This is a genomic window from Myxococcus sp. AM011 (genome assembly GCF_013372595.1).
Taxonomy (GTDB): Bacteria; Myxococcota; Myxococcia; order Myxococcales; family Myxococcaceae; genus Myxococcus; species Myxococcus eversor.
Window position 1 is genome coordinate 1 of the sequence record NZ_JABXEM010000018.1, and the last position, 24,487, is coordinate 24,487.

A 24,487-nucleotide genomic window follows, 5' to 3' on the forward strand; every position below is an offset into this window, starting at 1 on the left:
ACCTTCGGCTGGGGCACGGCGAAGGGTGTCGGGGTGTCGGCGCGGCGAATCGGGGCCATGGACTCTCACTCTTCGGAGGCAGCCTGCGGTCGCGGGTAAAAAACCAATCGACCAATTTGTTTATCGGATTCTCCGCCCGTCCGGGTGAAAGTTGCTGCCAGTGGCCAATTTTCCGCCAGGGGCGGATGCCTTCGCCGTGTCCCGCGCCTTCCAGTGCGTCTCCCCCTGCTGTCACTGGGAACGGGCTGCGGCGGCTCGGAGCCAGTGGGCGCCCCGGAGGCAAGGCGCCCAGACGTGGAGCCTGAATCCCTCCAACACGGGGTGCTCAAGGGCGGCGTCAACGACTCCGACCACCAGTCCGCCACGCGCGTGGGCCTGCTCGCGAGCCAGGACGACCTGGCACGCTTCGACGAGTTCAGGGTCTACACGCAGGGGACGCGCGTGACGCCACGCCGCAGCCGTTCCGCTCCAGTTCGGTGTGGAACCCGCCCATCGGCCAGGGCGCGACGTACGCGGCCACGCCCAATGGCCCCGGCGCGCGCCGCGTGCCCATGGTGCCGGAGCTGGCGCCGCTGCCCTGACCTGAGCGAGGTGAGGCGGCAGTGCCGGCTCAGGGATGGTGCCGGCACTGCCCGAGGAAGCGGACGATCTCCGTGTGGAACCACTTCGCCGAGTCGAGCATCAGCCAGTGACTCGCGTGGGGCGCCACGGAGCGGGACAGGTCGGGACGCTGGCCCACCAGCGTCTCCGGGCCGGTGGAGGCCACCAGCGCGTGCGTGGGGCCCTTGAACTGCTCGAAGGCCGCGTCCGGGTCATGGACGAGCAATGACTCCAGATTTCCCGCGATGGCCTCGCGACGCGAGGTGCGCATCGTCTTCATCACCAGCACGCGCGTGGAATCCTTCGCGGCGAGGAGCTGGGGCGTGAGCCAGTGCTCGTGGAAGACGCCGTACTTCGCGGCGCTGAAGTTGTCGAGCCAGGCCTCCGCCTCGGCCTTCGGCATGCGGCGCAGGTCTCCCGGCGCTTCGACATACAGGAGGCCCGCCAGGCGCTCGGGGTAGTACGCGGCGAAGGCGCCGGCCACCGCGGCTCCGAAGCCATGCCCCACCAGGACGAACTTCTCGGGAGTCAGCGCATCGGCGACCGCGACGATGTCCTCCACCGCCGCCTCCACGCCGAAGGGGCCACGAGAGCCGCTGCTCTCACCCAGCCCCCGAAGGTCGAAGGCCACGCTGCGCGTCGCGAGGCCCGCTTGCGTCTCGGCCCAGTGCGTCCGGTCCGCGGCGACATCGTGCAGCAAGAGGGTGGGGATGCCACCGTCGCCCTCGACGGTCGCCATCAGCCGACCCGCCGGGCCATCGACAGACACCATCCTGGCTTCCTTGTGCTTCATAGGCTTGCTCCCGGCCCCTGGTACGGGCACTGCCCGTCCACCCACCGCGCCATCCGTGGCGCCGGGGCCCTCATCCACCGAGTCTGCCCTACTTCCCTCCCGGCCGCCCGACGTGTGGCCGCCAGAGGCCTGCACTTGTCCGCCATTGCATTTCCAGTGGGGGCAAGGAGACGGCAAGAGCAGCCTGTGACACGGCAGGACTTGCCGGCCGTCTTTGTCCTCGAGTGCCCCTGATTCCTCGCACTCCCCCTGGAGCCCGCGCGGCACGGCCGTTGCTCAAGGCATGGGAGCACGCCGACGGCGCGCGATTGAACCCAACCCCACCACTGGAGCAGCGCCAGGAGCGTTGCTCGGGAGAAGTCCCAATGAAGCGTTTCGTCCCTGGAGTCATGATGATGGTCCTCGCCGCGGGCTGCGGCACCGAGGGCGCCGACACCGCCGCCGCGGAGAAGGCGCAGACGCCCGCGTCGGTGCTGGCGCGCGTGGAGCGCGACAACGGCAACGTGGTCGAGTTCCTGGAGCTGGCGGACGGTGAAGTCATGGTCATGGAGGCCGGCATCTACCCGAACCCTCCGGCGGCCATCGACGGCGTGGGCCCCGCGGCGGCGTGGAGCAAGCTGACCGGCCGCGGCGACGTGCCCCAGGCGCTCGGCATCGCCCAGCAGCGCTATGAGCTGATGCGCACGTCCCCCGCCCCTCGCGACGCCGAGGGTGCGTCCGAGCGCGGTGAGTCCATCGTGAAGGACGGCCTGGCCTCCGGCAACACGAGCGCCGCGGCCTACGGTCCGTGCGACATCACCTGGTTCCAGGACAACTTCTGCAACGCGGCCTACGACTGGAAGATGTGCCTCACCAACTGGGGCGGTGGCGCCTACGCGCAGCGCGGCAACGTGGACTACCACAAGACCGCCGTGTGCCCGACCTCCGGCAACGTGACGCTCAACATCCAGAACCAGGTCATCCGCAACGTCGGCGCGGGCGGCTACCTCTGGTACTACCGCAGCGGCACCAACTTCGACTACCGCGCGGACGTGGATGACGCGTCCGGTGACACGTTCCACTTCGCGGTCAACCTGAACTACTGAGGTCTGTTCCTCCTGGCCTCGCGGCTCCGGGCAGGTCCCGGCCGCGAGGCTGGCTGGGATTCTGTCAGATCTACGCGATGCCTCCATCGACGAACAGCTCGACGCCGTTGACGAAGCTGCTCTCATCCGAGGCGAGGAAGGACACGACCTGGGCGACCTCATCCGGGCGCCCCAGGCGACCCAGCGGGATTCCGCTGGCCATCTCCTCCAGCAACTTCGCGCTCTGCTCTGGCCCTGGCGCCAGTCCGCTGAGCCCCGGCGTGTTGATGGGCCCGGGGCTGATGGCGTTGACGCGCAGCTTGCGGCCCTTCAAGTCGAGCACCCAGTTGCGCGCGAACGAGCGCACGGCCGCCTTCGTCGCGCTGTACACGCTGAAGGCGGGCGTTCCCGTCGACGACGTGGTGGACGCGTTGAGGATGATGGAGCCGCCCTCGCGCAAGAGCGGCAGCGCCTTCTGCACGGTGAACAAGAGCCCCTTCACGTTGGAGTTGAAGGTCTTGTCGAAGTGCTCCTCGGTGATTGAGCCCAGCGGCGCGAACTCCCCTCCGCCCGCGTTGGCGAAGACGATGTCCAGGTGGCCCTTCTCGCGCTTCACCGTGTCGTAGAGGCGGTCCAGGTCTTCGAGCTTCGCCACGTCCCCCCGCACGCCCGTCACGTTCTTCCCAATCTGCTTCACCGCCGCGTCGAGCTCTCCCTGCCGACGCCCCGTGATGAACACGTGCGCCCCCTCGTTGGCCAGTCGCTGCGCCGCGGCGAGGCCAATGCCCGAGGTACCGCCCGTGACGACCGCGACTTTTCCAGAGTGCTTGCTCATGACCCGTCTCCACTTCGTTCAAAAGAGCTGCTGGGAAGGAATCCCGTCGTCCACGGGCCCGACAGGCCGCCCGCTGCTTGCGGAGACCCTTGCCTGCCAGCCATAATAATGACGACCATCATTGAATCGAGACGATGAGTAATGAGCGGCATCCAACGCGTCAAGCGGACCCGCCGTGGACCCGCGGGGCTGGGAGGAGTGGAAGATGCGACTCACGAAGGAACAGGCGGCCGAGAACCGGCGGCACATCCTGGAGACCGCCGGGAGGCTCTTTCGTGAGCGAGGCTTTGACGGGGTGGGCGTCGCGGATTTGATGAAGGAGGCGGGGTTCACCCACGGCGGCTTCTACAACCACTTCGACTCCAAGGAGGCCCTGGCGGCGGAGGTCATCGCGGGAGCACTCGGGAGCGCCAACGCCGCGCTCGCCGAGGAGCTGCGGCAGTCGCGGGCCAGGGCCTGGAAGCGCTTCATCGAGCACTACCTGTCGCTCGAACACCGGGATGACCCGGCAAGCGGGTGCACCGTCGCCGCGCTGGCGGCGGATGCGTCACGGCAGGGCGCGGAGGTGAAGGCGAGCTTCACGGGCGGGCTCGAGGAGGTGCTCGGCATCATCACGGACCACCTGGCGGAGACGACGCCCGACGTGTCCTCCGCCGCGCGACGCGAGCAGGCCGTCAGACTCTGGAGCGAGGTGGTGGGCGCGGTGGTGCTCGCGCGCGCCGTCGCCGAGTCGAACCCCCGGCTCTCCAAGGAGATCCTCGACACGAGCCGTCGCAAGTTGCTCGGCTGAGGAATATGGGCAGGCGGGCTCAGGTTGCCCACGGTTTCTCCTGGCATGACGCCCTCCCCTTCCGAGGTCTCCACCCCCAGCGCCGAAGCCCGTCCCGTGGAGTCCAGCGAGCGACTGGCGCTGCTCGACACACTGCGTGGGTTTGCCCTGTGCGGCGTGTTCATCTCCAATGTGATGGTGTGGTTCAGCGGCTGGGCGTTCCTGCCGCGAGAGCAGGTCCTCGCGAAGCTGAACGACGCGTCGCTCGTCGACATCGCCACCTGGCAGGCGTTCTCCCTGTTGGTGGCCGGGAAGTTGCCGCCTGTTCCACGACGTGCCCCGACACCTGCGGCTGTTCCGCCAGTTCCTCGGGTGGGGGCTGGTGGCCGGGGTGATTGGCAGCGGCAGCGGCCTGGTGCTGCAGCAGCTCATGCTGAAGAAGGTCTTCACCCCAGAGACGCTGCCGACGTGGGTGCCCTTCGTCACCGCGCCGCTGCGGAACCTGGGCGAGCTGGGCTTCGCGGCCGTCTACGTGTCTGGCATCACCCTCCTCTTCCAGCGAGCCACCTGGCAGCGCTTCCTCGGTCTGCTCGCGCCGGTGGGACGCATGGCGCTGACGAACTACCTGTCACAGTCAGTCATCAGCGCGCTGTTCTTCTACGGGTACGGCTTGGGCTTCATAACGAAACTGGGCCCCGCGGCGTGCGTGGCCTACTGCCTGACGGTCTTCTCCGTCCAGGTGGTGTGGAGCCACCTGTGGTTGTCGCGGTTCCGCTTCGGCCCCGCGGAGTGGGTGTGGCGGTCACTGACGTATGGGAAGGCCCAACCGATGCGCCGTGATGACGCCTCAAGCCAGCGCACGACGGCGTCGGCGTAGCGCCCGCCTGTGACGACAAGTGAGCCCGCTCAGAAATACGGGGTGTACATCTCGGTGCGCTTCCAGAAGCTGGCGCTGTAGGTATACGGCTCATCCGCGAAGAGGCACGCGTTTTCCAGGGACGCACCTGCGTTTGCCTGAAACGCAAACCGCACGACCCTCCTCTCGCGACTGAGCGAGCCCGGACCTTCGAGCTCTCGGACGGCCCCGCCATCCCCCGCGTGCGGCCTGCTGGCCGCGCAATTGCAGGCTCGCAGCCTCGCCATGAGCCGCGGGGAGGGGCTGCGCTCGTCAGGCCCATCTCGCCCTCAGAACCCGGAACAAGCCAACCCATGTTGACCGGCCCGACCTACGGGGATTTGCTCTCGCAGAACGCCAATGCGTATCACCCCATGCGGCAGCGAGAGCACAACGGTGGGAACCTGTGCTTCGCCTTTGCCTGTCGATGGGCAAGGGAGATCCTGTCGGCGGATATCTGGATGAAATGGTCCCTCAAGCAGACCTCCGCTCAACGAATCGGCAAGATCCTCCTCGACCTCCCAGAAGTGACGAAACAGCATCGGGACTACCAGAACCAACTGGACTCCGATGCACACAACGTCAGGCAACTTCAGTTCTCGAGACACTCCGCGCAGCTGAATCGACGCATCGACTCCGAGGAGTTCGAACCTGGAAAAGACCCGGACAGCCTGAAGATCAATGCCATCACCAGGGGCCGGTTCTTCGACAATGGCGCATGGCTGACCCCCACCGAATCCAAGCTCGCCCTCGCGTTCAATCTTCACCTTGCCGGGGTCGGACACTGGGATTTGACACCCAACTCCCTCCCCGGCCTGGTCACCTCCTTCACGGACATCTTGTCCCGGGTCGCCAAGCAGACGGCCTACCTCCTCTTCTTCGCGGAGATGAACACGACCCGGGCGCACGCCGTCGGCATCTACCGGTCCCATGGAATGGCCTGGCAGGACTGGTATGTCTTCGACCCGAACCACGGCGAATTCAAGTACAACTCCTACACATACGGCCACGCGGCGCTGCTCGCCATCGCCACTCAACTGGGAATGGACTCCGTCCGCCTGATGCAGGTGTCGCCGCACACCTCGAAGGTGTTGGAGGTCTGAAGCACCGCGGGCGGGCGCGGACGATGAAGGGCACGTCGACGTCTTTGGAGCCCACTGCAAGCCAGTTGCCACCGCGCCCCTCGGGTCCATGCAGGCTGGCGGGCACGGAGCCCCTCGGCCCTCCGACTCGCCCTCGCGGGCCCGGGTCGCGACGAATCCCAGCACACTGGTCTGGTGGCGTGGAGGGCGGCTCGTTACGGTGGGCCGCCTCTCCCCCTCGGACTCACGACACGCACATGCCTACCCTCTTCGACCCGACCACCGCGGGTGACCTGCGCCTCGCCAATCGCATCGTGATGGCGCCGCTGACGCGCAACCGCTCCCCCAACGCCATCCCCCCGGACATCGCCGCCACCTACTACGCCCAGCGCGCCTCCGCCGGGCTGCTCATCAGCGAGGCCACCGCCATCAGCCCCCAGGCACAGGGCTACGCCGACGTGCCCGGGCTGTATGCTCCCGAGCAGCTCGCCGCGTGGAAGAAGGTCACGAGCGCCGTGCACGAGGCCGGTGGCCGCATCGTCACCCAGCTCTGGCATGTCGGGCGCGTGTCCCACACGGAGCTGCAGCCGGGCAACGGGGCGCCCGTCGCACCGTCGGCCATCGTCGCCAAGACCCGGACCGTGCTGTTCAGGGACGGAGTCCCCACGTTCGAGCCCACCTCCGTTCCTCGCGCGCTGGAGGCGGCGGAGCTCCCCGGCATCATTCGCGACTACGCCCGTGCCGCTCGCGACGCGGTGGAGGTCGCGGGCTTCGATGGGGTCGAGATTCATGGCGCCAATGGCTACCTGCTCGACCAGTTCCTCAAGACGGGCTCCAACCAGCGCACGGACGACTACGGCGGAAGCCTCGAGAACCGGGCCCGCCTGCTGCTGGAAGTCACGCGCGCGGTGATTGACGCCGTGGGCGCCGGGCGCACGGGCATCCGCCTGTCCCCCGTCACCAACGCCAACGACGCGTTCGACTCCGACCCGCAGCCGCTCTTCGAGTACGTCGTGAGGGAGCTGGCGAAGCTCGGTCTCGCCTTCATCCATGTCATCGAGGGCGCCACCGGGGGGCCGCGTGAGATGGAGGACCGCCCGTTCAACTACGCCGCGATGAAGAAGGCGTACCGCGACGCGGGCGGCAAGGGCGCGTGGATGGTCAACAACGGCTACGACGGAGAGCTCGCGCGCAAGGCCGTCGAGGCGGGAGAGGACCTGGTCTCCTTCGGCCGGCTGTACATCTCCAACCCGGACCTCGTGCGCCGGTTGCGTGAGAACGCGCCCCTGACCCCGCTCGACAAGAAGACGCTCTACGGCGGTGGCGCCAAGGGCTACATCGACTACCCCACCCTCTGACCCGAGCAGCACACCGGAAGGACCCCGCGCGGAAGCGACCTTCGCGCGGGGACTGTCCGGCAGGGCCAGCGCTATGAGGTCGCCGCCGCGCCCTGCTGGAGCTGACGGGCGTACTCGTTCGAGTCGTAGCTCCCCGTCGCTTCGATGACGCGCCCGTCGTCTCCGAGCGTCCACGCCTCGAAGCCAGAGATTCGGACGGGCCTCCCGGTGCCGCCAGGCCCCGTGTTCGTGCCGGTGAGGGTCCAGTGGAACTCGACCGTCTCTTCCTTCACGATGACGTCATCCATGAACACCTGGATGTCGGGAAACGCGTCCATGAACGATCGCGCCGCCTTCGTTATCTCCGTGCGCGCCCCACCATTGATGGCAATCACCCCGCCGGGTACATAGTGGGCGGCGACTCTCGTTGGATCGCCGCTGCACCACGCCTCCGCGTACCTGCGAGCAAACTCCCGCACCCGATCTTTATCAGACGTCATCCATGCCCTCCCACGTGGAACGTGCCTCGTCGTGAGAGCCTATTGCTCGGGGCACAAGCCAGACAGCGTCCGCATGCGAGAGCGTTCAAGAGTCTTCGTTGAGCAGCGCCCGCAAGCGCTGTCGCGGTGCGGGCCGCCGTGGGAAACGGAAGGCCTCTCGGGCGGGAATCCCTCGACGGCCGGGTTGGAGATCCGCGCCACGCGTCTCTGTCAGCCCACGAGCGCCGGGGCCGCGCGAACAGATGACTGTCCGCGCGGCCCGCGTCGTACCGAGGCCGTCCGTCACCGTCGGCCCTGGATGGAGGTCAGCAGAGCCTCGTAGGGCCTACGGGTCCTCGTTGGGGACGGTGCACGTCCAGACGTTGCTGGTGGTGCACTGGCAGTTGCCGAAGGGCTCGTCCCCGATGCAGCACTTGCGCCGGGAGCCCGGGGGCGAGCAGCCGGTGCCCAGGACGTTCACACAGGCCTGGCTCGACCAGCTACAGTCGATGGCAGGCGGGGGCGTGGTGGGGCAGTATTGATAGACGCCGTCACACTGGACGTAGCTGTTGTTGGACGCCGAGCACGAGTTGCCCCAACAGGAGAGCGACGGGCCCGTCGAGCACTCCGTGGAACATGAAACGAGGGCGCTCGAATCCTGACCGAGCGACTCGGGCGCCTCGACGGGCGCCGTACCGCCACAGGCCACCAGGGTCGAGACGACAAGTGCCGCGAAGACACCAAGAAATTGCTTCATGACGGGCTTCTCCTTCGACAGGGATTACTGGTTGCAGCAGACGCCGTGGCCACCGCGCCAAGGGTTCGAGAAGGCGGAGTGAAAGCAGGGCCCCACGTATTCGACGCCGCCCAGGCTCGCGCAGAACTGCTCTCCCTGAGACCGGGCCATATCGCAGGCATCTTGTTGAGAGACGTAGGACAATGCGTCGAAAACCTGGCACGTCTGCAGGCCGTTCTCCGCCTGGGAGAGCTCCTGCTCTCGCGGGTCCATCGGTCCGCACGCCACGAGCCCAGCTGCCGCCAGCGCGAAATACGCCGCACGCTTCAACGAAATCATCGGGCCACCCTCTGGATTTCGCCTCCATCCGTTGGAGGCGGGTTGGAGAGGAATTGAAACACGCCACGTCCCAGAGACGCCATGGCATTGCGAATGCCTTCACATTGCCATATGCCCCCGCCATATATTTATGGCGAAACCGCCCCCTCCTCACCGAAGCAGATCCGCTCCTGACGAAAAGGTGCGAGCTGGCTGCGGGGTGCCGTGCGCTCGCGGGCTCCTGCTGATTGGGTTTCAACATCCGTGGGTGTCGGCGCGGAAAGTTCACTTGAGCCGAATCCGGAATACCAGGAAGGAGATGGAACACCCAGGAGCGTGTCAATGCACCTTCGTCACCTGCCCTTCGCAGCTCGCCGCACAGCCCTCGCCCTGCTCTTCGTCACCGCCGCTGCCTGCGGGGAGAAGGCGGGGAGCGACTCGGAACTCTCCACGCAGACCGCCGCGGTCACGGCGGGCACCCGGCTCATCGGCGTGCAGTCCGGCCGCTGCCTCGACGTGTCCCAGAACAGCCAGACATCGGGGCAAGGGCTCAACATCTACGACTGCCACGCGCAGGCGAACCAGCGGTTCCTGTTCACGCCCGAGGGCGAGCTGCGCGTGTTCGACGGCGCCTGGTGCGTCCAGCCTGCTACCGCCAGCGCGGGAGGCCGAGCCGTCATCAGCGCCTGCACCGGCGCGGCGAACCAGCGGTGGGTCCGCAACTCCAACGGCACGGTGGTCCATACGGCGACCTCGCTGTGTCTGGATGTGTCCGGTCAGGCCACGGCCAACAGCTCTCCGGTGGCGGTCTGGAATTGCAACGGCCAGACGAACCAGCAGTGGTCGCTGCCGCCCGACACCCAGCCTCCCACCGTGCCCACGGGACTCGTCCTGTCCAACGTGACGTGCGACTCGGCCACGCTCACGTGGTCGCCCTCCACGGACAACCAGGGGGTCGCCTTCTATGACATCTACCACGACGGTCAGCACATGAAGGCCGTCTCCGGCGCCGTGGTGTCCACCGATTTGACGGTGGTCCCCGGGGCGACGTGGGGCCTGTATGTCAATGCGCGGGATGCCGCGGGCAACGTCTCGCAGGGCAGCGCCACGCTCACCATCACCCCTCCGCCGTGCCAGGTGGACACCCAGGCCCCCAGCATTCCGACGGGCGTCACCGCCACCGCCCTGGGCACCAGCGTGACGGTGAGTTGGAGCGCGTCGACCGACAACGTGGGCGTGAGCGCCTACGACGTGTTCCGAGGGGGCGTGAAGATTGGAACGGTGTCCGGCGCTCCGCCGGGGACGACGTTCGTCGACAGCGGCCTCTCCCCGAACACGGCCTACGCGTACACCGTGGTGGCCCGTGACGCGCAGGCCAATGCTTCGGCCCAGAGTTCGGCCGCCACGGTCACCACCGGACAGGCCTGCGCGAACGACGTCTGCTCCGTCGCCCAGGTCGCCACCGACACGGACATCCCGTGGGGACTGGTGAACCTGCCGGACGGGACGGTCCTCTACGGCCGCAGGGACGCGCAGAACATCGTTCGCCTGGACCCGGCGACGGGCCAGAAGACGTCGGTGGGAACCGTCCCCAACGTGCAGAGCACCGACGGCGAGGGCGGGCTGATGGGACTGGCCTTGTCTCCCACCTTCTCCACCGACCGCTGGCTGTACGTGATGCACACCTCTCCCACGGACAACCGCATCGTGCGCCTCAAGTACGAGAACGGTGCCCTCACCCTCTCCTCGCTCCAGGTGCTGCTCTCGGGCATCGGCCGCAACAAGTTCCACAACGGCGGGCGCCTGCGCTTCGGACCGGATGGGAAGCTCTACGCGTCGACGGGCGATGCCCAGAACGGCGCCTATGCCCAGGACCTCAACAACCTGGCTGGCAAGGTGCTGCGCCTCAATGCGGACGGCACCATCCCGTCCGACAACCCGTTCGGCAACTACGTGTGGAGCTACGGCCACCGCAATCCGCAGGGGCTGGCGTTCGATTCCCAGGGCCGCCTGTGGGAGCAGGAGTTCGGCAACTCGGTGATGGACGAGACGAACCTCATCCAGCGGGGTGGGAACTACGGCTGGCCGAACTGTGAAGGCACGGTGTCCCAGGGCGGCTCGGGCTGCGCGACGGCCGGGTACATCGCTCCGAAGCGGACCTACTCCACGGCGGAAGGCTCCTGCTCCGGCATCGCGGTGGTCCGCGACGTCCTCTACGTGGCCTGCGCCCGTGGCACGCGGCTCTACCGCGAGGTCATCAGCGGCACCGAGCTGACCAACGTGCAGCAGTACTTCGTCGGCACCTACGGCCGGCTGCGCACCGTCGAGCCGACCCTCGATGGCAACCTGTGGATGACCACCACCAACCAGGGCGACAAGGACAGCATCCCCGACAACAGCAACGAGCGGATCTTCCGCGTCGTGCTCGGGCAGTAGCGAGCGTTCGATGCCCCCGGTGCCCAGGAGGCGCCGGGGGCATGGGCCGGAAGGAGTCGCCCGGCTCCGGGGCACTCGCGGCTACTTCTGGTGGATGCGGATGAAGTTGAGCTTGTTGTTGGCGGAGCCTGGCGCGCTGCGAACAGTGAGCCGGCCGTCCGACACCGCCACCACGCCCCAGCCATTGGTGAAGCCGTACCCCGTCGGCACACCACTCAGCAGCACCGAGTCCTCCACCTGGATGCGGTACGAGCCGTTCTTCGTGCTCGGGTCTCCCGCCATGAGCTCCACCTCATAGACGCCGTTGGGCACGGCAATCTCCCAGACGCGGTCGCCTCCCTGCTGCATGCGCGCGTGACGCTGCGCGAGGATGTCGATGTCGTAGCCCGCGTCCACCATGTTGGCCGTGTTGTCCACGTTCCATCCATAGATGAAGCCGTAGGCCCGACTCCCGTACACCTGGCCGTAGTCGGTGAGCATCGCGTAGATCTCCACCGGCGAGGCAGAGGCCGGCTGGAAGTTGATGTCCACCCCGAACTTCCGCTTCACCTCCACGAAGGCCAGCTTGTTGTTCACCGCGGCGCTGTCATTGCGAATCGTCAGCCGGCCGTCATTCACGTCGACGGTCGTCACCGCCTCGACGAAGCGGTTGTCGGTGGTGGGCGTGCCCTTCAACACGTGGCCGTAGTACTCGACGCTGAAGATGTAGTCGCTGTCGAAGAAGCTCGCGTCTCCCGCCACCAGCCGCACCTGGTAGTAGCCGTTGGGAACGGCCAGCTCCCAGGTGAAGTTGCCGCCATTCTGCGTGCGGATGACGGTGTCGTAGGCCTGGGACGGCGTGTTCGCGTCATCGCGGTCTCGCGTGTTGGCCGTGTTGTCCGCGCTCCATCCATACGTGTGGCCATTGCCCCGACTCCCGAACACCTGCCCCGAGTCCGCGACGAAACCCGCCGGCACCGCCACGTTGGCGGGCTGGAAGTTCACCCGCAGCTCGAAGGGCGCGAAGGGAGAGAAAGGCACGGTCTGCGCCACGGCCGGCGCGCCGACCCACGTCAGGGCGCCCAGGGTCACCAGGCGCAACGTCTTCGAGAACAGTGTCTTCATGATGTGACCTCGGGGTGTGGGGACCGCGCCATGGCGGACCGCATGAGAGGCCCACCGCTAACATGTCCCTCCCGCCTCATCGCAAGCCACACATCCACCACGCGCTACCCGTGCACGGCCCCGCGCAATTCTGCCGCGAGAACGGACGGCCGTTGAACACCGCGCACACTCTTGCAGCCGGGGTGCACCGCCCCCTGGAAGCTCGAGTGGCCCGTGCCATTGCATTGCCAGACACGGGCCCTCACTCATGCAACCAGGTTACATCGACACGGCCAATCCCGGCGGGCAGGAGAACGAGGCTGGCACGGACCAGAGCTGTTGCAGGCCGGTCTCATCGATGGCGGGGAAGAACACGCGACTGCCCGCGCGGACGAAGGGATCTGGATCAAGTCCAAGCACCACCGGGACGTTGACGTTCGCGAGCCGTCCGGTCGTCGCCACCGTGCCACGGGTGAACCAGGGCCTGTTGCGCGTACCGTCGGGTGAGCCGGTGAAGAAGACGTCGCCCGCACCGGTGGCGAAGACGGGGGAGTAGGAGTCGTCACTGCGATGAAGCGAGCGGAACAGTTCGCGCGTCCCCGACGCCGTTCCATTCGTCACCCAGAGCCTCACGTCGTCAGGCACGGGACTCGAGCCCTCGAGCGCCACCGAGAAGTAGAGGGAGCCGCCGGAGGCCACCGCCCGCAGGACCGAGGGGCGCTGGTTCGCGTTGTCGCGCGACAGCGTGGTGACAAACGTCCTGCCACCGCCGCTCAGCGACAGGCTGTAGAGCTGCGCGCCCCTGGCCAGGTATACCTTCGAGCCCAGTCCGCCAATGAGGCGGACGGACTGACCGAACGTGTCCAACCGGAGGGTGCCCACGGCCGTGCCATTCGTCTTCCACACCTCGTGGTTCATGCCATCTCGCAGGACGAACAAGCCCTGGTCCCCTGCCCGGCCCACCTGCGCGATGCTCACCGCTCCCGCGTCCAACTGCTTGAGGAACGTGGTCCCCGCCACCGTGCCGTCGGTGCGCCACAGCGTCATGCCCCCGCCTTGAGCGCGGAAGAAGAGCAGGCCGTTGCCCACCTGCAATGTGTTTTTGAAGTAGAGGTCGAGGACACCGGTGAGACTCGCCACCTGCACCGTGCCCGCGCTCGTCCCGTCCGAGCTCCACAGCTCCGCCACCGACGGGGACAGGTGGAAGAAGACCAGCCGACCATTGATGGCGGTGGCGCTGAGCAGCGCGGGGCCATTGAAGCCCGGGGTGAAGGCCCTGACGAGCCGGGTTCCACTGGCGCTCCCGTCGCTGACCCAGAGCTGCGCCATCCCGGTGGGTGAGTCATGAAGTTGGAAGAAGAGCTTGTTGCCCACCGCCACCGCGTCTCCCTCCGCGGAGACTCCCGCTGGAAACACCTTCACCTGGACGGTGCCCGCATCCGTGCCGTTACTGCGCCACAACACCGCGCCCCCCGTCCCCACGGGGGTGACGGTGAAATAGAGCGTCCCCTCGACATCGACGAGGCCGCTCAGTCCTGTATAGGGATTAGCCCCCGGGGCATTGACGACCTTCGTCCGCGACGCCACCCCGGCAGGGCAGGCCTGGGCCTTCACCTCCTCACCGGCGTCCTCATGCAAGGCACCACAACCCGCCAACACCATGCCCAGCAACAACAGGGCACTCTGATTCCTGACATGCATGTCCGCACCTCCAGCCCAAGGGGCCGGAAGGTGGGGTGCGAGGCATTGCTTCTCAAGGGGCCCCCCGGGGCACCTCGGCCGTCAGTGGATGATTCTCGTGATGGGCACCCAGACAGGCTGGATGTCGCGCGTCAGGACGCCCACCTCGGGAACCACCAGCACTTCGGAATGCACCACGTAGGGGGGGCGTCCCTCGGGATTCCTGCCCACGAGCAGGTACGTGTAGCGGCCCCCGGGGAGAGCGTCGTACACGACCTCGGGAGAAGCCAGGGGCGCCGGGCAGGGAACCCCCAGGTCACGTCCGAGCCCCTCCACCCTCCCGTAGCTGCGCACCTGGGGCACCGTCCCTGGAATGAGCACCGCCAGGTCGAGGGCGATGTTCTCCGGGGCAATGCCCGTGAAGCGAGGCATGCGCAGTCGCAGCGTGGCGCGCCCCTCCTTCTCCTGGAACTGAAGCACCCGCCGCTCGTCGGGCGCGAGCGTCACCCTGCGCGGGACGTATCGACTGGAGTGGGTCTCCGACCAGGGGTTCCCCAGCAAGTCGTACTGGGTGGTGACCTTGATGGCGTACTCCCCGGGCTCGAGCCCTCCCACCTCGAAGGCTCCCTCCTTGACCCGAAGGAGGCCCGTGGAGTGACGCTCCTGCTCGCCCATGGGCATGACTCGCAGCACCCCGTTCGCGGGCCGCCCGTCGCGGTCCTTCACGGTGCCCTCCAGCCGAGCCCCCGACGAGAGCCGCAGCTCCAGCGGCGCGTCACCCGAGCCCAGCTGTTGTTGAACAGGCAGGTAGCTGGAGTGGGCGACGTCCAGGGACAGCGGGCCCGACTCCACCGGCTCGAGTTCAAAGACACCCGACGCGTCCGTCTGGGCGCTCGCCAGTTCGGGGACCCCTCCCCCTTCCGACCCGGCCACCCGTGCGGGCCGCGTGAGTCGGACGGTGACTCGTGCCTTCGCGATGGGAGCGGAGGTCGTCGCGTCCACCACCCGTCCGCGCACGCGCCGCCCCGCCTCGAGGACGAGGTCGCCCAGGTCCACATCCTGGCCAGGCTCCACCTGGACCTCGCGGACCGTGCGCGTGTGCCCCGGGGCGTCGAGCGTCAGCCACATCACGCCTGGCTCCTCGATGGGGAGCCGGAAGGCGCCATCCTCGTCTTGAAAGGACGTGTCATTGACGGTGAAGCGGGTGATGGGCGTGCCGTCCGGACGCCTCAGCCTTCCACGAAGGCCGCCCTGATAGCGCAGCACCAGCCGCACGTCCGTCGCGCCCGCGGTGACGACTTTCTCCCTCGGGGCTCCCTCCTCGCCCGTGTCTCCCCGCAGCACGTATCCCGGCTTCTCGACGCTCACGAGGCTCTTGCCGGGCAGCAGGTGGGCGACGGTGAAGCGGCCCGAGGCATCCGTGCTCGCGACCGACTCATCGACGCGGATGCCGCGCTCCTGCTTCTCCAACGCGGCGTAGGTGTCCCGCTGGGAGAGGGCCTTCACCTCGGCATCGGGCAGGGGCTGCCCTGCCTCATCCACGACGATGCCGGACACCGTCAGCCCGGTGTCCATCCGCAAGGTCACCGTCGAGGGCTCTCCGGGCCGCACCTCGACGACCTGCGAGGCGCGATGAGGGCCCCCGATGTCGAAGGCCGCCGTGAGCGTGTATCGACCGGGCTCCACGGTGCGAAAGCCGAAGCGGCCCTGCTCATCACTCGTATCGCTGGGGGAGTCGGTCTGCGTTCCGTCCGCCTTCAGGGAGAGGTCCACTTCCCAGAGCGGCTCACCGCTGGCGCTCACCACGGTGCCTGTCACCTGCCCACCCGCGCGCAGCACCAGTCGAAGTCCCTGGGCCGGCGCCTCCACCTCCACACGAGTGGTGACGAAGCCCTCAGCGGAGGCGACCAGGGAATGGGGCCCTCCCTTGGGCAGCTTGAGCACGAAGAGCCCTGACTCGTCCGTCTCCGTTTCGAACCGGGCCAACTCGTAGGTCCCCAGCCGGTGGAGGGTCCCCCCAGCCTGCTCCATGGCGAGCGACTCGGCGGAAGGTTGCGACGTGTCTTCCACCTGCCAGGGCGGAGTCATCGCCGCCACCCATGCCGCCTCCAGCGGCTCGCCCGCATCGTCGACGACGATGCCCTCCAGGAGGACGGCCGGCGCGAGCGTGAAGTCCAGCGCCAGGCCCTCGCGCGGCACCTCGTGGGCCTGGGACAGGATATCCAGGTGGCCGACGGCGGACACCGAGAAGACGCGAGTGCCCGGCGCCGTCGTCTCGAGCACGAAGCTCCCATCCGCCTGGGTGACGGCGTGTTCGGAGGTGCCGTCTTCCTCCAGGGGCTCCAGCCGCACCTCCGCGCTCGCGACGGGCTGGCCTGTCGAATCGCGCACCCGGCCTGTCACCCGGGTGACGGAGGCCTGCTCCGCGTCGAGCGGCACCGCCAGCGACTTCCGCGCCGGAGACTCGCGAACCGCGGGCGCGGCCCGCTCGGCGACAGGAGTCCCGAAGAAGAGGAGCGCCCCGGCGAGGCCCAAGGCAAGCACGCCCAGGGTGATTGCCACCACGGATGGTCCGCGCATGAGCCCCTCCCTGGAGGTCATGTTAGCAGGGCCGGGGCGCGGACTTCACTTCGACGAGAGGGCACTGCCCGCCGACGCCAGGACGATGAAGCCAATGGCCAGGCCCTGCATCAGGGAGAGCCGCTCGCCCAGGAACAGCAGCCCCGCGAGCGCCCCGAGCGCGGGCTCCAGACTCATCAGGATGCCGAAGGTCCTCGTGGGTATCTGCTTGAGCGCCACCATCTCCAGTGAATAGGGCAGCGCGCTCGACAGCACGGCGATGCCCAGCACGAAGGGCAGCAGCGAGGCGTCCAGCAACGCGGTGCCCGCCTTCGCCACGCCAAAGGGAGCGACGAGCAGGGCCGCGGTGAGCATTCCCAGCGACGTCGCCGTCCCTCCGTGCACGGCCGCGCCCGCCTTCTGGCCGAACAGGATGTACAGCGCCCAGCAGAGGCCCGCCACCAGCGCCCAACCCACGCCCACCCAGTCGAGCGCCTCCGCTGTCCCCGCGAGCGGGAGGATCATCACGACGCCCGCCACGGCCAACGCCGCCCAGATGAAGTCGACGGCCTTCCGCGTCGAAAGGAGCGCCACCGCGAGCGGGCCGGTGAACTCGATGGCGACGGCGATGCCCAGGGGAATCCGCTCCAGCGCCAGGTAGAAGGTGAGGTTCATCACCCCGAGCGCGGCGCCATAGATGAGGATGGGGCGCGCCTCCGCGAGGGTGAGGCGCTTGCGCCAGGGGCGCCAGACGACCAGCAGAATCAGGCTGGCGAACAAGAGCCGGAGCGCCGTCGTCCCCTGTGCACCGACGACAGGAAACAGCCGCTTGGCCAGCGAGGCACCCACCTGGATGGAGCTCATCCCGAGCAGCACCATGAGCACAGGGCTGGTGCGCGGACGGGTCAACCCTCCGAGTCGAGACATGCCGCCCACTGTCGCACAGGCGCGCTGGGGCAGGTCATCGAGAACGTCCGCTGGAGGTGGAGCGGGGCTCCAGAGTCGCGCGGCCCGTCCGCTCGCAGCGGGTGCGGCCAGGCGCGCGCGCTCTGGATGGCCGACCGGGCTACTTCTTCTTGTCGGCCTTCTCCTTCTTCTTCTTCTGCTTCTCCTTCGTCGACAGCTTCGGCTTGTTGTCCTTCTTCGCCTTCTCTTGACCCTTGGGCACGGTATTGCTCCTTACGTTCGACTACGGCGAACCGCATCCTATCGCAGTTCCGGCCCGTAGCGCCTTCAACCTGCCCCTCACTCCTCGACGCAGCTGAGCGACAGCGGACCCTTGGTGCAGGTGACCTTCACGAACCGCCCATTCACGCGCGGCCCGGAGACGGTGATGGCCTGGATGCCGGGCTCGGTCGCCGTCGCCACGGGCCAGCGCGCGCTGAACTGGGGCCGCTCTCCCGAGTCATCGACGAGCCGTGCCGCCACCGCATGCACCGGTCCCCTGTTGACGTCATAGGGGTGACGGAGGGCGCGACGGGGCGCGCGCCCTCCCGCTACTGGTAGAGGCGGACCTCACACACGTGGGAGTAGTAGCTCACACCGGTAAACGTCCCGGACGTGTAGAACCGCACGTGTTTGGCAATCAGCCCACCACCCGGGCGCTGGCTGTAATCCGCGACGAGCGTCTGGTTGGGCGCATAAGTCATCGACCCGCTGTCATTCATGCTCCAGGTGGTCCCGTTCAGGCTGATGCCCATGTACCAGGTCCGAGGGTTCCACAACCCGAAGTCGACCTCCATCCGCTTGATGAGGTACTCGCGCTCCATGTTGATGTACACCGACTGCTCGTTCCCGTTGCTGGACCACCAGCATGAGCCCTTGTTCCTGTCTGTGACGGTGTAAGCCGCAATGGCATTGATGGTGGCATTGCCCGAAGTCACCCGAATTTGATTGGAGACGGGGATGGCCGTGGAGACGCCCTGGTAGCTGGAGTCGTGGCGGTCCACGACCTTCAGCAGCACCGTCGAGCCACCCAGGCCCGCCGTGTCGAAGGTCCACGTCCGCGACGTATAGCCCCAGCCCTCCTCTCCGACCTTGTTCCACGTCAGGCCGTTGTCCCGCGACAGGTAGTAATCAACGAACTGTGGCTCCGGGTGCGCCCAGTGGACGCTGATGTCATCCCCATCCAGGACGGGCGTGAAGGAGGTGGAGGCCGACACATCAATGACGTCCGTGACGGTCAGCGTCGCCGTATTGGAGACCACGGTCTGCTGGTAGGGGTCCACGACCCGCCAGTGGGTGACTCGCGGCTGGCTGCGGTGGTCGATGGGATAGAGGAAGGTATTGGTGATGGTCGCGACGGTCTGCCACGTGTTGGGGGCCTGCGCTGTCGCCCGCTGGAGGAGCAAGCTGTCGCCTCCGCCGCTGATGGCCAGGAACGGGTATTGGGAGCCACGGCTGACCACCGGAGACTCAAAGTGGATGGTCGGCTTGCTGACGGGGTTGGTGACCCAGATGGGCGCCATGATGACCTCCGCTTGCCACCATTCCTGCCGAAGCGTGACGACGTAGATGGACTCGTAGGGCGTCAGCGAGAAGACCTCCTTCAGGTCGATGAGCTGGTCGTCGTCATATGGAATCGACTTGATGGGTTCCGACTGGAAGGGGCTCCAGACCTGGAGCTCCAGCCAGTGGTTGCCGCCGCCGGTGCCATCCTTGGTCGTCCCCCACACGGTGAAGTCGAGCCGCCGCTCACTGGGGCCGAGCGCGAACTCGGACCCCATGGGACGGCCATTGGCCATGAAGAAGCCGGAGGCTGGCGGCAGGGCCGTGCGGAACACCGAGCGGTTGCGCAGCGCGGTCAGGAAGTTCTCATAGTTCCACGGCGTGCCTGGAGGTAGGACGACACCCGCTCGTCCCTGGGCCACATCGAAACCATGGGTCTTCTCACGGGGTACACCGGGCTCGTCGATGTAAGGGAGCTTCCAGGAGCCATCCGGGTTCTGCTCCTGAAAGTCGGGGCCCAGTTGCCCGCGGATGGAGGAGTGCGAGTCGGTGTTGGAGACGGGGGCGACACGGAAGCCGCGCCGCAGCAGCTCGAAGTACTTGGGGAGCCCGTTGAACTCGGCGAGTTCGACGACGTCGCGCACCTTCTGGCGGTCGACCGGGTTTGTGGGCAGCGTGAAATAGACGTCGTCGTTCGGATGGTTGAGCTGGACGTGGGTGCTCAGGAGCGGATTCGCCGAGTAGTTGTCGAGAATCGCGTTGTACATGCTCCCGATGTTGGACGAGTTGACCTCCAGACGCCGGTTGAAGCTGTTGAAGTGGTGGTCATGGCTGGAGCCCGTCCCGTCATCGGGCCCCACATGGGACTCCCTGCCCGTGAGGATGAGCAGCTCCGGTTGCCCGTTCGCATCCAGCTCAGGGCTCAGCTGGGAAATGGGGTCATCACTGTCGTAGTCCTTCCACGACGTGGTGTGGTTGCTGGTACCGAAGAAGTCATAGCCGTGACGGAAGGCAGACAGCAGCACCTCGCTTCGGATGATCTGGGGCGTGAAGCTGAGTGACACTCCGCCCATGGAGTCATGGCCGCGGGGGTGGTTGTGCAGGTCCCCCACGAAGGTCTGCCAGCCACCACCTCCCAGCTCAGTGGCGATGCGATTGCGGTACTTGCTCTCTCGGACCGCGGGGACCGGATACCGGTCCGAGGCGAGCACGTTCGTCACCTCCGCGGCGAGGCCAGGGGTGGAGACCAATGCGGCGGCCAGCAGCATGCCGCCGCCAAGACGTCTGTTTCGAGCCATGTGAACCATTTCCTCGGGAGGGACTGGGCCGGGGGCGACACATCCAAGGTGCGGCGCCTGGAGTCTCTACGGAGGAAGAGGCCATTCCTGGTCGTTGCGGGACGGCCGGAGGACCGCATGGCCTTGGCCGAGGTCTTTCGCCTCACTGCATCCAGCGCGCCTGAATCCGGCCGTTGGCCACTTCGACGCCCATCCAGGCGTCCGCGAAGGCGGCGGAGCAGTCGCACCGCACTTCCTTCAGGTGCTCCCGAATCAACTGGAGCTTGAAGCCGCGCGGCGTCTTCAAGATGGCGATGACGCGCTCCTTCGACTGCCCGAGCCGCGACTTCACGTCGAGCACCTTCCCCGTCGCCGCGTCGATGAGCGCCACGCCCACCCATTCGTATCCGGGGCGGTCATCCCGGGTGAAGAACGCCAGCGCGCGGTGGGCATCCACCGCGAAGACGGAGACGCCACCGGAGTCCTTTGCTCCGGCGAGCCGGCAAACGGACTTCCCGTCCGCGGCATTGAAGATGGGGCCGTACCAGGCCTTCTCCAGCGGCAGCTCGGCCTTCCCTTTCGAGGTCTCCACGAAGGCCTTCATGTCGTCCTCGATGCACTCACCCGAGGCAGAGTCGAAGACCAGTGAGAACACGTGTGCTCCGACCTGGCACTCCAACCGGAAGTCACAGTCGGCGACCGCCGGCTCGGCGGCCTCCACCGTGAGTGCACCGCAGCACAGCATCAGCGCTATCCAACCACCGCGCGTCATCGAGACCTCCGTGAAGGCCCCCGAGGAGCCGCTCGGTGGACAGCGTCATGGACCGCGTCGCGGAGGGCAATGGTGAAGAAGCCCCACAGCCGCTCGATCGGGATGTGGGTGAGCGTCTCCTCCGACAGGAGGCTGGCGATGACCCGGCCGACGTCGTCAGGCTCGCCGACGCGGCCCAGCGCGGTCTGCGCCGCCAGCACGGCCTCGAACTCGGCGGTGAGCCCGCCACCCAGCTCCGTGCGTATCGCTCCGGGCGACACCGCGTTGACGCGGATGCGCCGCGCGCCGAACTCCCTGGCCATGTACCGCGTCAGCACTTCCATGCCGCCCTTGAACGCCGCGTACGGCGCCACACCCGTGGTGGCGATGCGCGTCGTCGCGCTCGTCAGGTTCACGATGCCCGCACCCTCGGCGAGCAGCGGGAGCAACACCTGTGTCAGGGAGAAAGGGCCCTTCAGGTGCACGTTGCGGTGGGGGGCGATACGGCGAGCTGTCTATCGTGGAGTCCCCCGATGGCCCCCACTTCGAGGTGACGCTCCCGCCGTGGCTCGCCTCGCGGCGGGAGCTCTCGAGCTTCAGGCCGCTTCGACCAGGAGTTCTTCATCCTGATGGTGCGGCGACCTCAAGTCGGTGAGCGGCCTCTCGCCGCCCACCTGCCTCGGGCTGAGGGCCTCGCCACGGGCCCTCCGGCATCAGGGACAGAGCAGTTCGACGGACTTGATGCGCGTCACGCCATCGACATTCGGGTCGTTGGTCTGGTCACCGATGGCGATGTTCCCGTTCGTCGTGAAGTTGTTCCGCGTGAGCTTCGCGACACCGTCGATGCTCACCGTGGCCACCTTCGCCGCATCCACCGAGAGCCCGTAGACGTGGTACGCGCCGTCAGTCACCGCGAACGCGGCGGACTGCGTGTCATCCGCCCAGCCGATCGCCGCGCTGTCGAGGTAGATCATCTGCGCACGGTCCACGGAGTTGCCGACCGTCGGCGTGAAGCTCCCCAGGATGGCGGCGCCGCTGTCGAGCTGGTTGTGGCGGCTCGCCGACTCGACCTGCATCGTGACCTGGAGCTTGAAGGGTTTCGTTCCATCGATTGCATTCGCCTTGGAGAGGAGCAACTGCCCGCTCGTCCTCGCGCCAGTGTTCGTCGACGTCTCCAGGCGAACGTAGTCCGCGCCATACGTGAGCGTGTAAGGCGACTGGGGGACCACCGTCCAACCTTGCGCCGTGATGTCGGCACCGCCGACCAGCAGGGGAATGCTCCCGCGCGCCGACCACTGCGTCGTCGACGTCGCCGGCAAGCACGCCTGGCAGGGGTTCGCCGGATTCGGCTCGCCTTCGGCGTGGAGGACACCGTCGATGAAGCACTTCGGGCCACACACGCCCGCCGAGCAGACCTGTCCCGAAGCGCACTGCGTTCCATCCGCGCGTTGCGTCCACGTGGTCGCGGAGGTCTCCGGGACGCACTGCTCACATGCGTTCGCCGCGTTCACCGCCCCGGAGTCGACCTGCTGGCCGTCAATCTGACAGCGCGAGACGCAGACGCCTGCTTCACAGGACTGGCCACTCGCACAGGCATTGTCGCAACCACCACAGTGCACCGGGTCGACCTCGGTATTCACACAGGCGCCGCCGCACCGCGCGGCACCGCCGCCGTCGCACTGCTCCGGCACGGACGCGTCGGGGGGATCGACAGGGCCAGGAGGAGAGTCCTTGCCACAAGCAACGACAAAGCCGAGCACCACGAGACAGGAGAGCGCAACAGAACGAACGGACACCATGGAAGCCGCCACCTTGCGAATCCACACGCCCGCGTGACGTGTGCTCATGAAGCTTGGAGCGCACGCTCGCGGGTGAGGCAAGGCCTTTTCCAGGGAGCGGTCGTCGAGCAGACAGGAGCGGGCGTCGAAACGACAAGGCAAGCTCACGAGCGCGGCCGTGAAAGCCATTCTCGGTGTCCCGACGCGCTCCCAGTGGACGAAACCAGAACCTGGAGTACGTGACGCAGCCCGATAAGGAATCAGGTCCGAGCCTGCCAGGTCAGCCACTCACCTGGACGCGCCAGCTCCACGTTCACCTTCCGTTTCCGCGCCATCGCCAGGAGCAGCGCCTCCGCGCCAGGAACCTCCTGGTAGTCCTCGGAGGGCGCGACGCCGTAGTGGATGGGCACGAGGAGTCGCGCGCCCAGCACCACGGCCGCGGCGACCGCCTGCTCCGGTGTCAGGACGCCCTGCACGTCACTGACGGGCTTGCGCCAGCCGAAGCGCGCCCCGTTGATGGGCAGGAAGGCCGCATCGAACGGACCGAACTGACGGCCGATGTGCCACCAGGAGCCGTGCCACAACGTGTCGCCGCAGTGGATGACGCGGCGGCCTCCGCCAGAGACGACCCACGACACCTGAGGATCTCCATAACCGTCCGCCGCGGGAACGGCGGTGGCGGTGAAGTCATTGAGGAGGATGGGCTCGTAGAGCGGAGCGGACCGCACGCGGAAGCCCGACGCGGCGGCGGCGGCGGCCATGTCCGGGGGGCACACCAGCGTGCCGGTGTCCCCCAGCGCCTGGCGGACGGCCATCCGGTCGAAGTGGTCGGGATGGCGGTGCGTCACCAGCACGAAGCGCCCACCGTCACTCACGTCCATCGGGACCAGTGGATCCTTCAGCGCGGCCCCCCACACCGTAGAGTCACTCAGCGGATCCAGGAAGAGCGTGTCCTGTCCCAGCCGCAGCCGCACGCCGGCCCACGCCAGCCGCTGGGCGCGCAGCACCGCGCTGTCCGCGGGCTTCGTCGCGCCGCCCTTGCCAGGAGAAAACAGGACCGCGCCCGCGGAGAGGGAGACCGCCGCTCGCAGGAAGTCCCGGCGCCCCGTCCGTGACGGCCGAGCCAGCGCGTGCCCGCGCTCGAGGTTCGAAGAGTCCCGGCTCATCGAACCACCGGGGAGGCCACGAGGTTGATACCGAAGAGACGCACGCCCGTCTCCGTCCTCGGCTGATGCTGGCTCGCCGGAGGGAAGAACAGGTAGGTGCCCGGCCCCAGGCGCTGCTCACCTTCGATGAGCTCACCGCTCACGACCAAGACCTCCTCACCCGTGTCGTGGACGTCCACGCTTGGCCACTGACTCCCGGGGGCCATGTCCACCACCCAGACCCTCACGTCACGAGTGCTCGGCAGGTCCCTTCGCAGGCAGCCAGGACCGATGACGACCGGCTCGACGTCGTCGATTCGCACGGACGACATCGGGGGTACGACGGGGTGCTGCGTCCTCGGGAAGCTGTCTGGGTGGGGCATCCGTCCGCGCTCCTTGCAGTGGGATGTCCACGTTAAGGA

General features: G+C 67.5%; 21 protein-coding genes. 6 read left to right on the top strand and 15 right to left on the bottom strand.

Translation table 11 applies throughout. From position 1 onward, the window contains the following. Positions 1 to 610 precede the first annotated feature (610 nt). Complete coding sequence (locus HUW62_RS05915; protein WP_240356294.1) at positions 611 to 1,372, bottom strand: alpha/beta fold hydrolase; 762 nt, start codon at positions 1,370 to 1,372, stop codon at positions 611 to 613. 386 nt (positions 1,373 to 1,758) lie between these two features. Between HUW62_RS05915 and HUW62_RS05920 the strand changes: the two genes are divergently transcribed. Beyond that, positions 1,759 to 2,478, top strand: a complete 720-nt coding sequence (locus tag HUW62_RS05920) for a hypothetical protein (RefSeq protein WP_163864913.1) — start codon at positions 1,759 to 1,761, stop codon at positions 2,476 to 2,478. A gap of 70 nt (positions 2,479 to 2,548) precedes the next feature. Here the strand turns inward: HUW62_RS05920 and HUW62_RS05925 are convergent, their stop codons facing one another. Beyond that, positions 2,549 to 3,292 carry an SDR family NAD(P)-dependent oxidoreductase gene (locus HUW62_RS05925; RefSeq protein WP_176433832.1) on the bottom strand — a complete coding sequence of 248 codons (744 nt, stop codon included), beginning with the start codon at positions 3,290 to 3,292 and terminating at the stop codon, positions 2,549 to 2,551. Between the two features lie 205 nt (positions 3,293 to 3,497). Between HUW62_RS05925 and HUW62_RS05930 the strand changes: the two genes are divergently transcribed. From HUW62_RS05930 to HUW62_RS05945, 4 genes are all read left to right on the top strand, one after another. Then, on the top strand, positions 3,498 to 4,082 hold the full coding sequence (locus HUW62_RS05930) for a TetR/AcrR family transcriptional regulator (RefSeq protein WP_163864911.1): 585 nt from the start codon (positions 3,498 to 3,500) through the stop codon (positions 4,080 to 4,082). A gap of 313 nt (positions 4,083 to 4,395) precedes the next feature. After that, on the top strand, positions 4,396 to 4,938 hold the full coding sequence (locus tag HUW62_RS48520; RefSeq protein ID WP_368670351.1) for a DUF418 domain-containing protein: 543 nt from the start codon (positions 4,396 to 4,398) through the stop codon (positions 4,936 to 4,938). Positions 4,939 to 5,270: 332 nt separating this feature from the next. After that, positions 5,271 to 6,059 carry a hypothetical protein gene (locus HUW62_RS05940; protein ID WP_163864910.1) on the top strand — a complete coding sequence of 263 codons (789 nt, stop codon included), beginning with the start codon at positions 5,271 to 5,273 and terminating at the stop codon, positions 6,057 to 6,059. 236 nt (positions 6,060 to 6,295) lie between these two features. Then, positions 6,296 to 7,396 (top strand): alkene reductase, encoded by a 1,101-nt coding sequence (locus tag HUW62_RS05945; protein ID WP_176433833.1) that lies wholly within the window; start codon positions 6,296 to 6,298, stop codon positions 7,394 to 7,396. Between the two features lie 71 nt (positions 7,397 to 7,467). Here HUW62_RS05945 and HUW62_RS05950 read toward each other — a convergent pair whose 3' ends face one another. After that, positions 7,468 to 7,875: a nuclear transport factor 2 family protein gene (locus HUW62_RS05950; protein ID WP_163864908.1), complete on the bottom strand. Its 408-nt coding sequence runs from the start codon at positions 7,873 to 7,875 to the stop codon at positions 7,468 to 7,470. A gap of 325 nt (positions 7,876 to 8,200) precedes the next feature. After that, positions 8,201 to 8,611 carry a hypothetical protein gene (locus HUW62_RS05955; RefSeq protein WP_163864907.1) on the bottom strand — a complete coding sequence of 137 codons (411 nt, stop codon included), beginning with the start codon at positions 8,609 to 8,611 and terminating at the stop codon, positions 8,201 to 8,203. A gap of 639 nt (positions 8,612 to 9,250) precedes the next feature. Here HUW62_RS05955 and HUW62_RS05960 point away from each other — a divergent pair. Next, positions 9,251 to 11,344 carry a PQQ-dependent sugar dehydrogenase gene (locus HUW62_RS05960; protein WP_176433834.1) on the top strand — a complete coding sequence of 698 codons (2,094 nt, stop codon included), beginning with the start codon at positions 9,251 to 9,253 and terminating at the stop codon, positions 11,342 to 11,344. 81 nt (positions 11,345 to 11,425) lie between these two features. Here the strand turns inward: HUW62_RS05960 and HUW62_RS05965 are convergent, their stop codons facing one another. From HUW62_RS05965 to HUW62_RS06015, 11 genes are all read right to left on the bottom strand, one after another. Then, positions 11,426 to 12,448, bottom strand: coding sequence for a hypothetical protein (locus tag HUW62_RS05965; RefSeq protein ID WP_163864905.1), 1,023 nt, complete (start codon positions 12,446 to 12,448; stop codon positions 11,426 to 11,428). A gap of 258 nt (positions 12,449 to 12,706) precedes the next feature. Then, positions 12,707 to 14,128, bottom strand: a complete 1,422-nt coding sequence (locus HUW62_RS05970) for a hypothetical protein (RefSeq protein WP_176433835.1) — start codon at positions 14,126 to 14,128, stop codon at positions 12,707 to 12,709. A gap of 81 nt (positions 14,129 to 14,209) precedes the next feature. Beyond that, a complete protein-coding gene (locus HUW62_RS05975) occupies positions 14,210 to 16,687 on the bottom strand; it encodes a carboxypeptidase regulatory-like domain-containing protein (RefSeq protein WP_176433836.1) in 2,478 nt (825 codons plus the stop codon). Positions 16,688 to 16,732: 45 nt separating this feature from the next. Beyond that, positions 16,733 to 17,593 carry an EamA family transporter gene (locus tag HUW62_RS05980; RefSeq protein ID WP_163864902.1) on the bottom strand — a complete coding sequence of 287 codons (861 nt, stop codon included), beginning with the start codon at positions 17,591 to 17,593 and terminating at the stop codon, positions 16,733 to 16,735. Between the two features lie 318 nt (positions 17,594 to 17,911). Continuing rightward, complete coding sequence (locus HUW62_RS05985) at positions 17,912 to 18,094, bottom strand: hypothetical protein (protein ID WP_176433837.1); 183 nt, start codon at positions 18,092 to 18,094, stop codon at positions 17,912 to 17,914. A gap of 68 nt (positions 18,095 to 18,162) precedes the next feature. Further along, a complete protein-coding gene (locus HUW62_RS05990) occupies positions 18,163 to 20,412 on the bottom strand; it encodes a hypothetical protein (RefSeq protein WP_176433838.1) in 2,250 nt (749 codons plus the stop codon). 142 nt (positions 20,413 to 20,554) lie between these two features. After that, entirely contained in the window at positions 20,555 to 21,163 is a 609-nt protein-coding gene (locus HUW62_RS05995) for a hypothetical protein (RefSeq protein WP_176433839.1), read from the bottom strand. Further along, positions 21,160 to 21,627 (bottom strand): SDR family oxidoreductase, encoded by a 468-nt coding sequence (locus HUW62_RS06000; RefSeq protein WP_217911150.1) that lies wholly within the window; start codon positions 21,625 to 21,627, stop codon positions 21,160 to 21,162. Before HUW62_RS06000 ends, HUW62_RS05995 begins: the two co-directional genes overlap by 4 nt. A 228-nt stretch (positions 21,628 to 21,855) precedes the next feature. Further along, on the bottom strand, positions 21,856 to 22,989 hold the full coding sequence (locus HUW62_RS06005; protein WP_255203265.1) for a hypothetical protein: 1,134 nt from the start codon (positions 22,987 to 22,989) through the stop codon (positions 21,856 to 21,858). A 191-nt stretch (positions 22,990 to 23,180) separates the two neighbouring features. After that, on the bottom strand, positions 23,181 to 24,086 hold the full coding sequence (locus tag HUW62_RS06010; RefSeq protein WP_163864898.1) for an MBL fold metallo-hydrolase: 906 nt from the start codon (positions 24,084 to 24,086) through the stop codon (positions 23,181 to 23,183). Continuing rightward, complete coding sequence (locus HUW62_RS06015; RefSeq protein ID WP_163864897.1) at positions 24,083 to 24,448, bottom strand: cupin domain-containing protein; 366 nt, start codon at positions 24,446 to 24,448, stop codon at positions 24,083 to 24,085. Before HUW62_RS06015 ends, HUW62_RS06010 begins: the two co-directional genes overlap by 4 nt. Between the last annotated feature and the right edge of the window lie 39 nt (positions 24,449 to 24,487).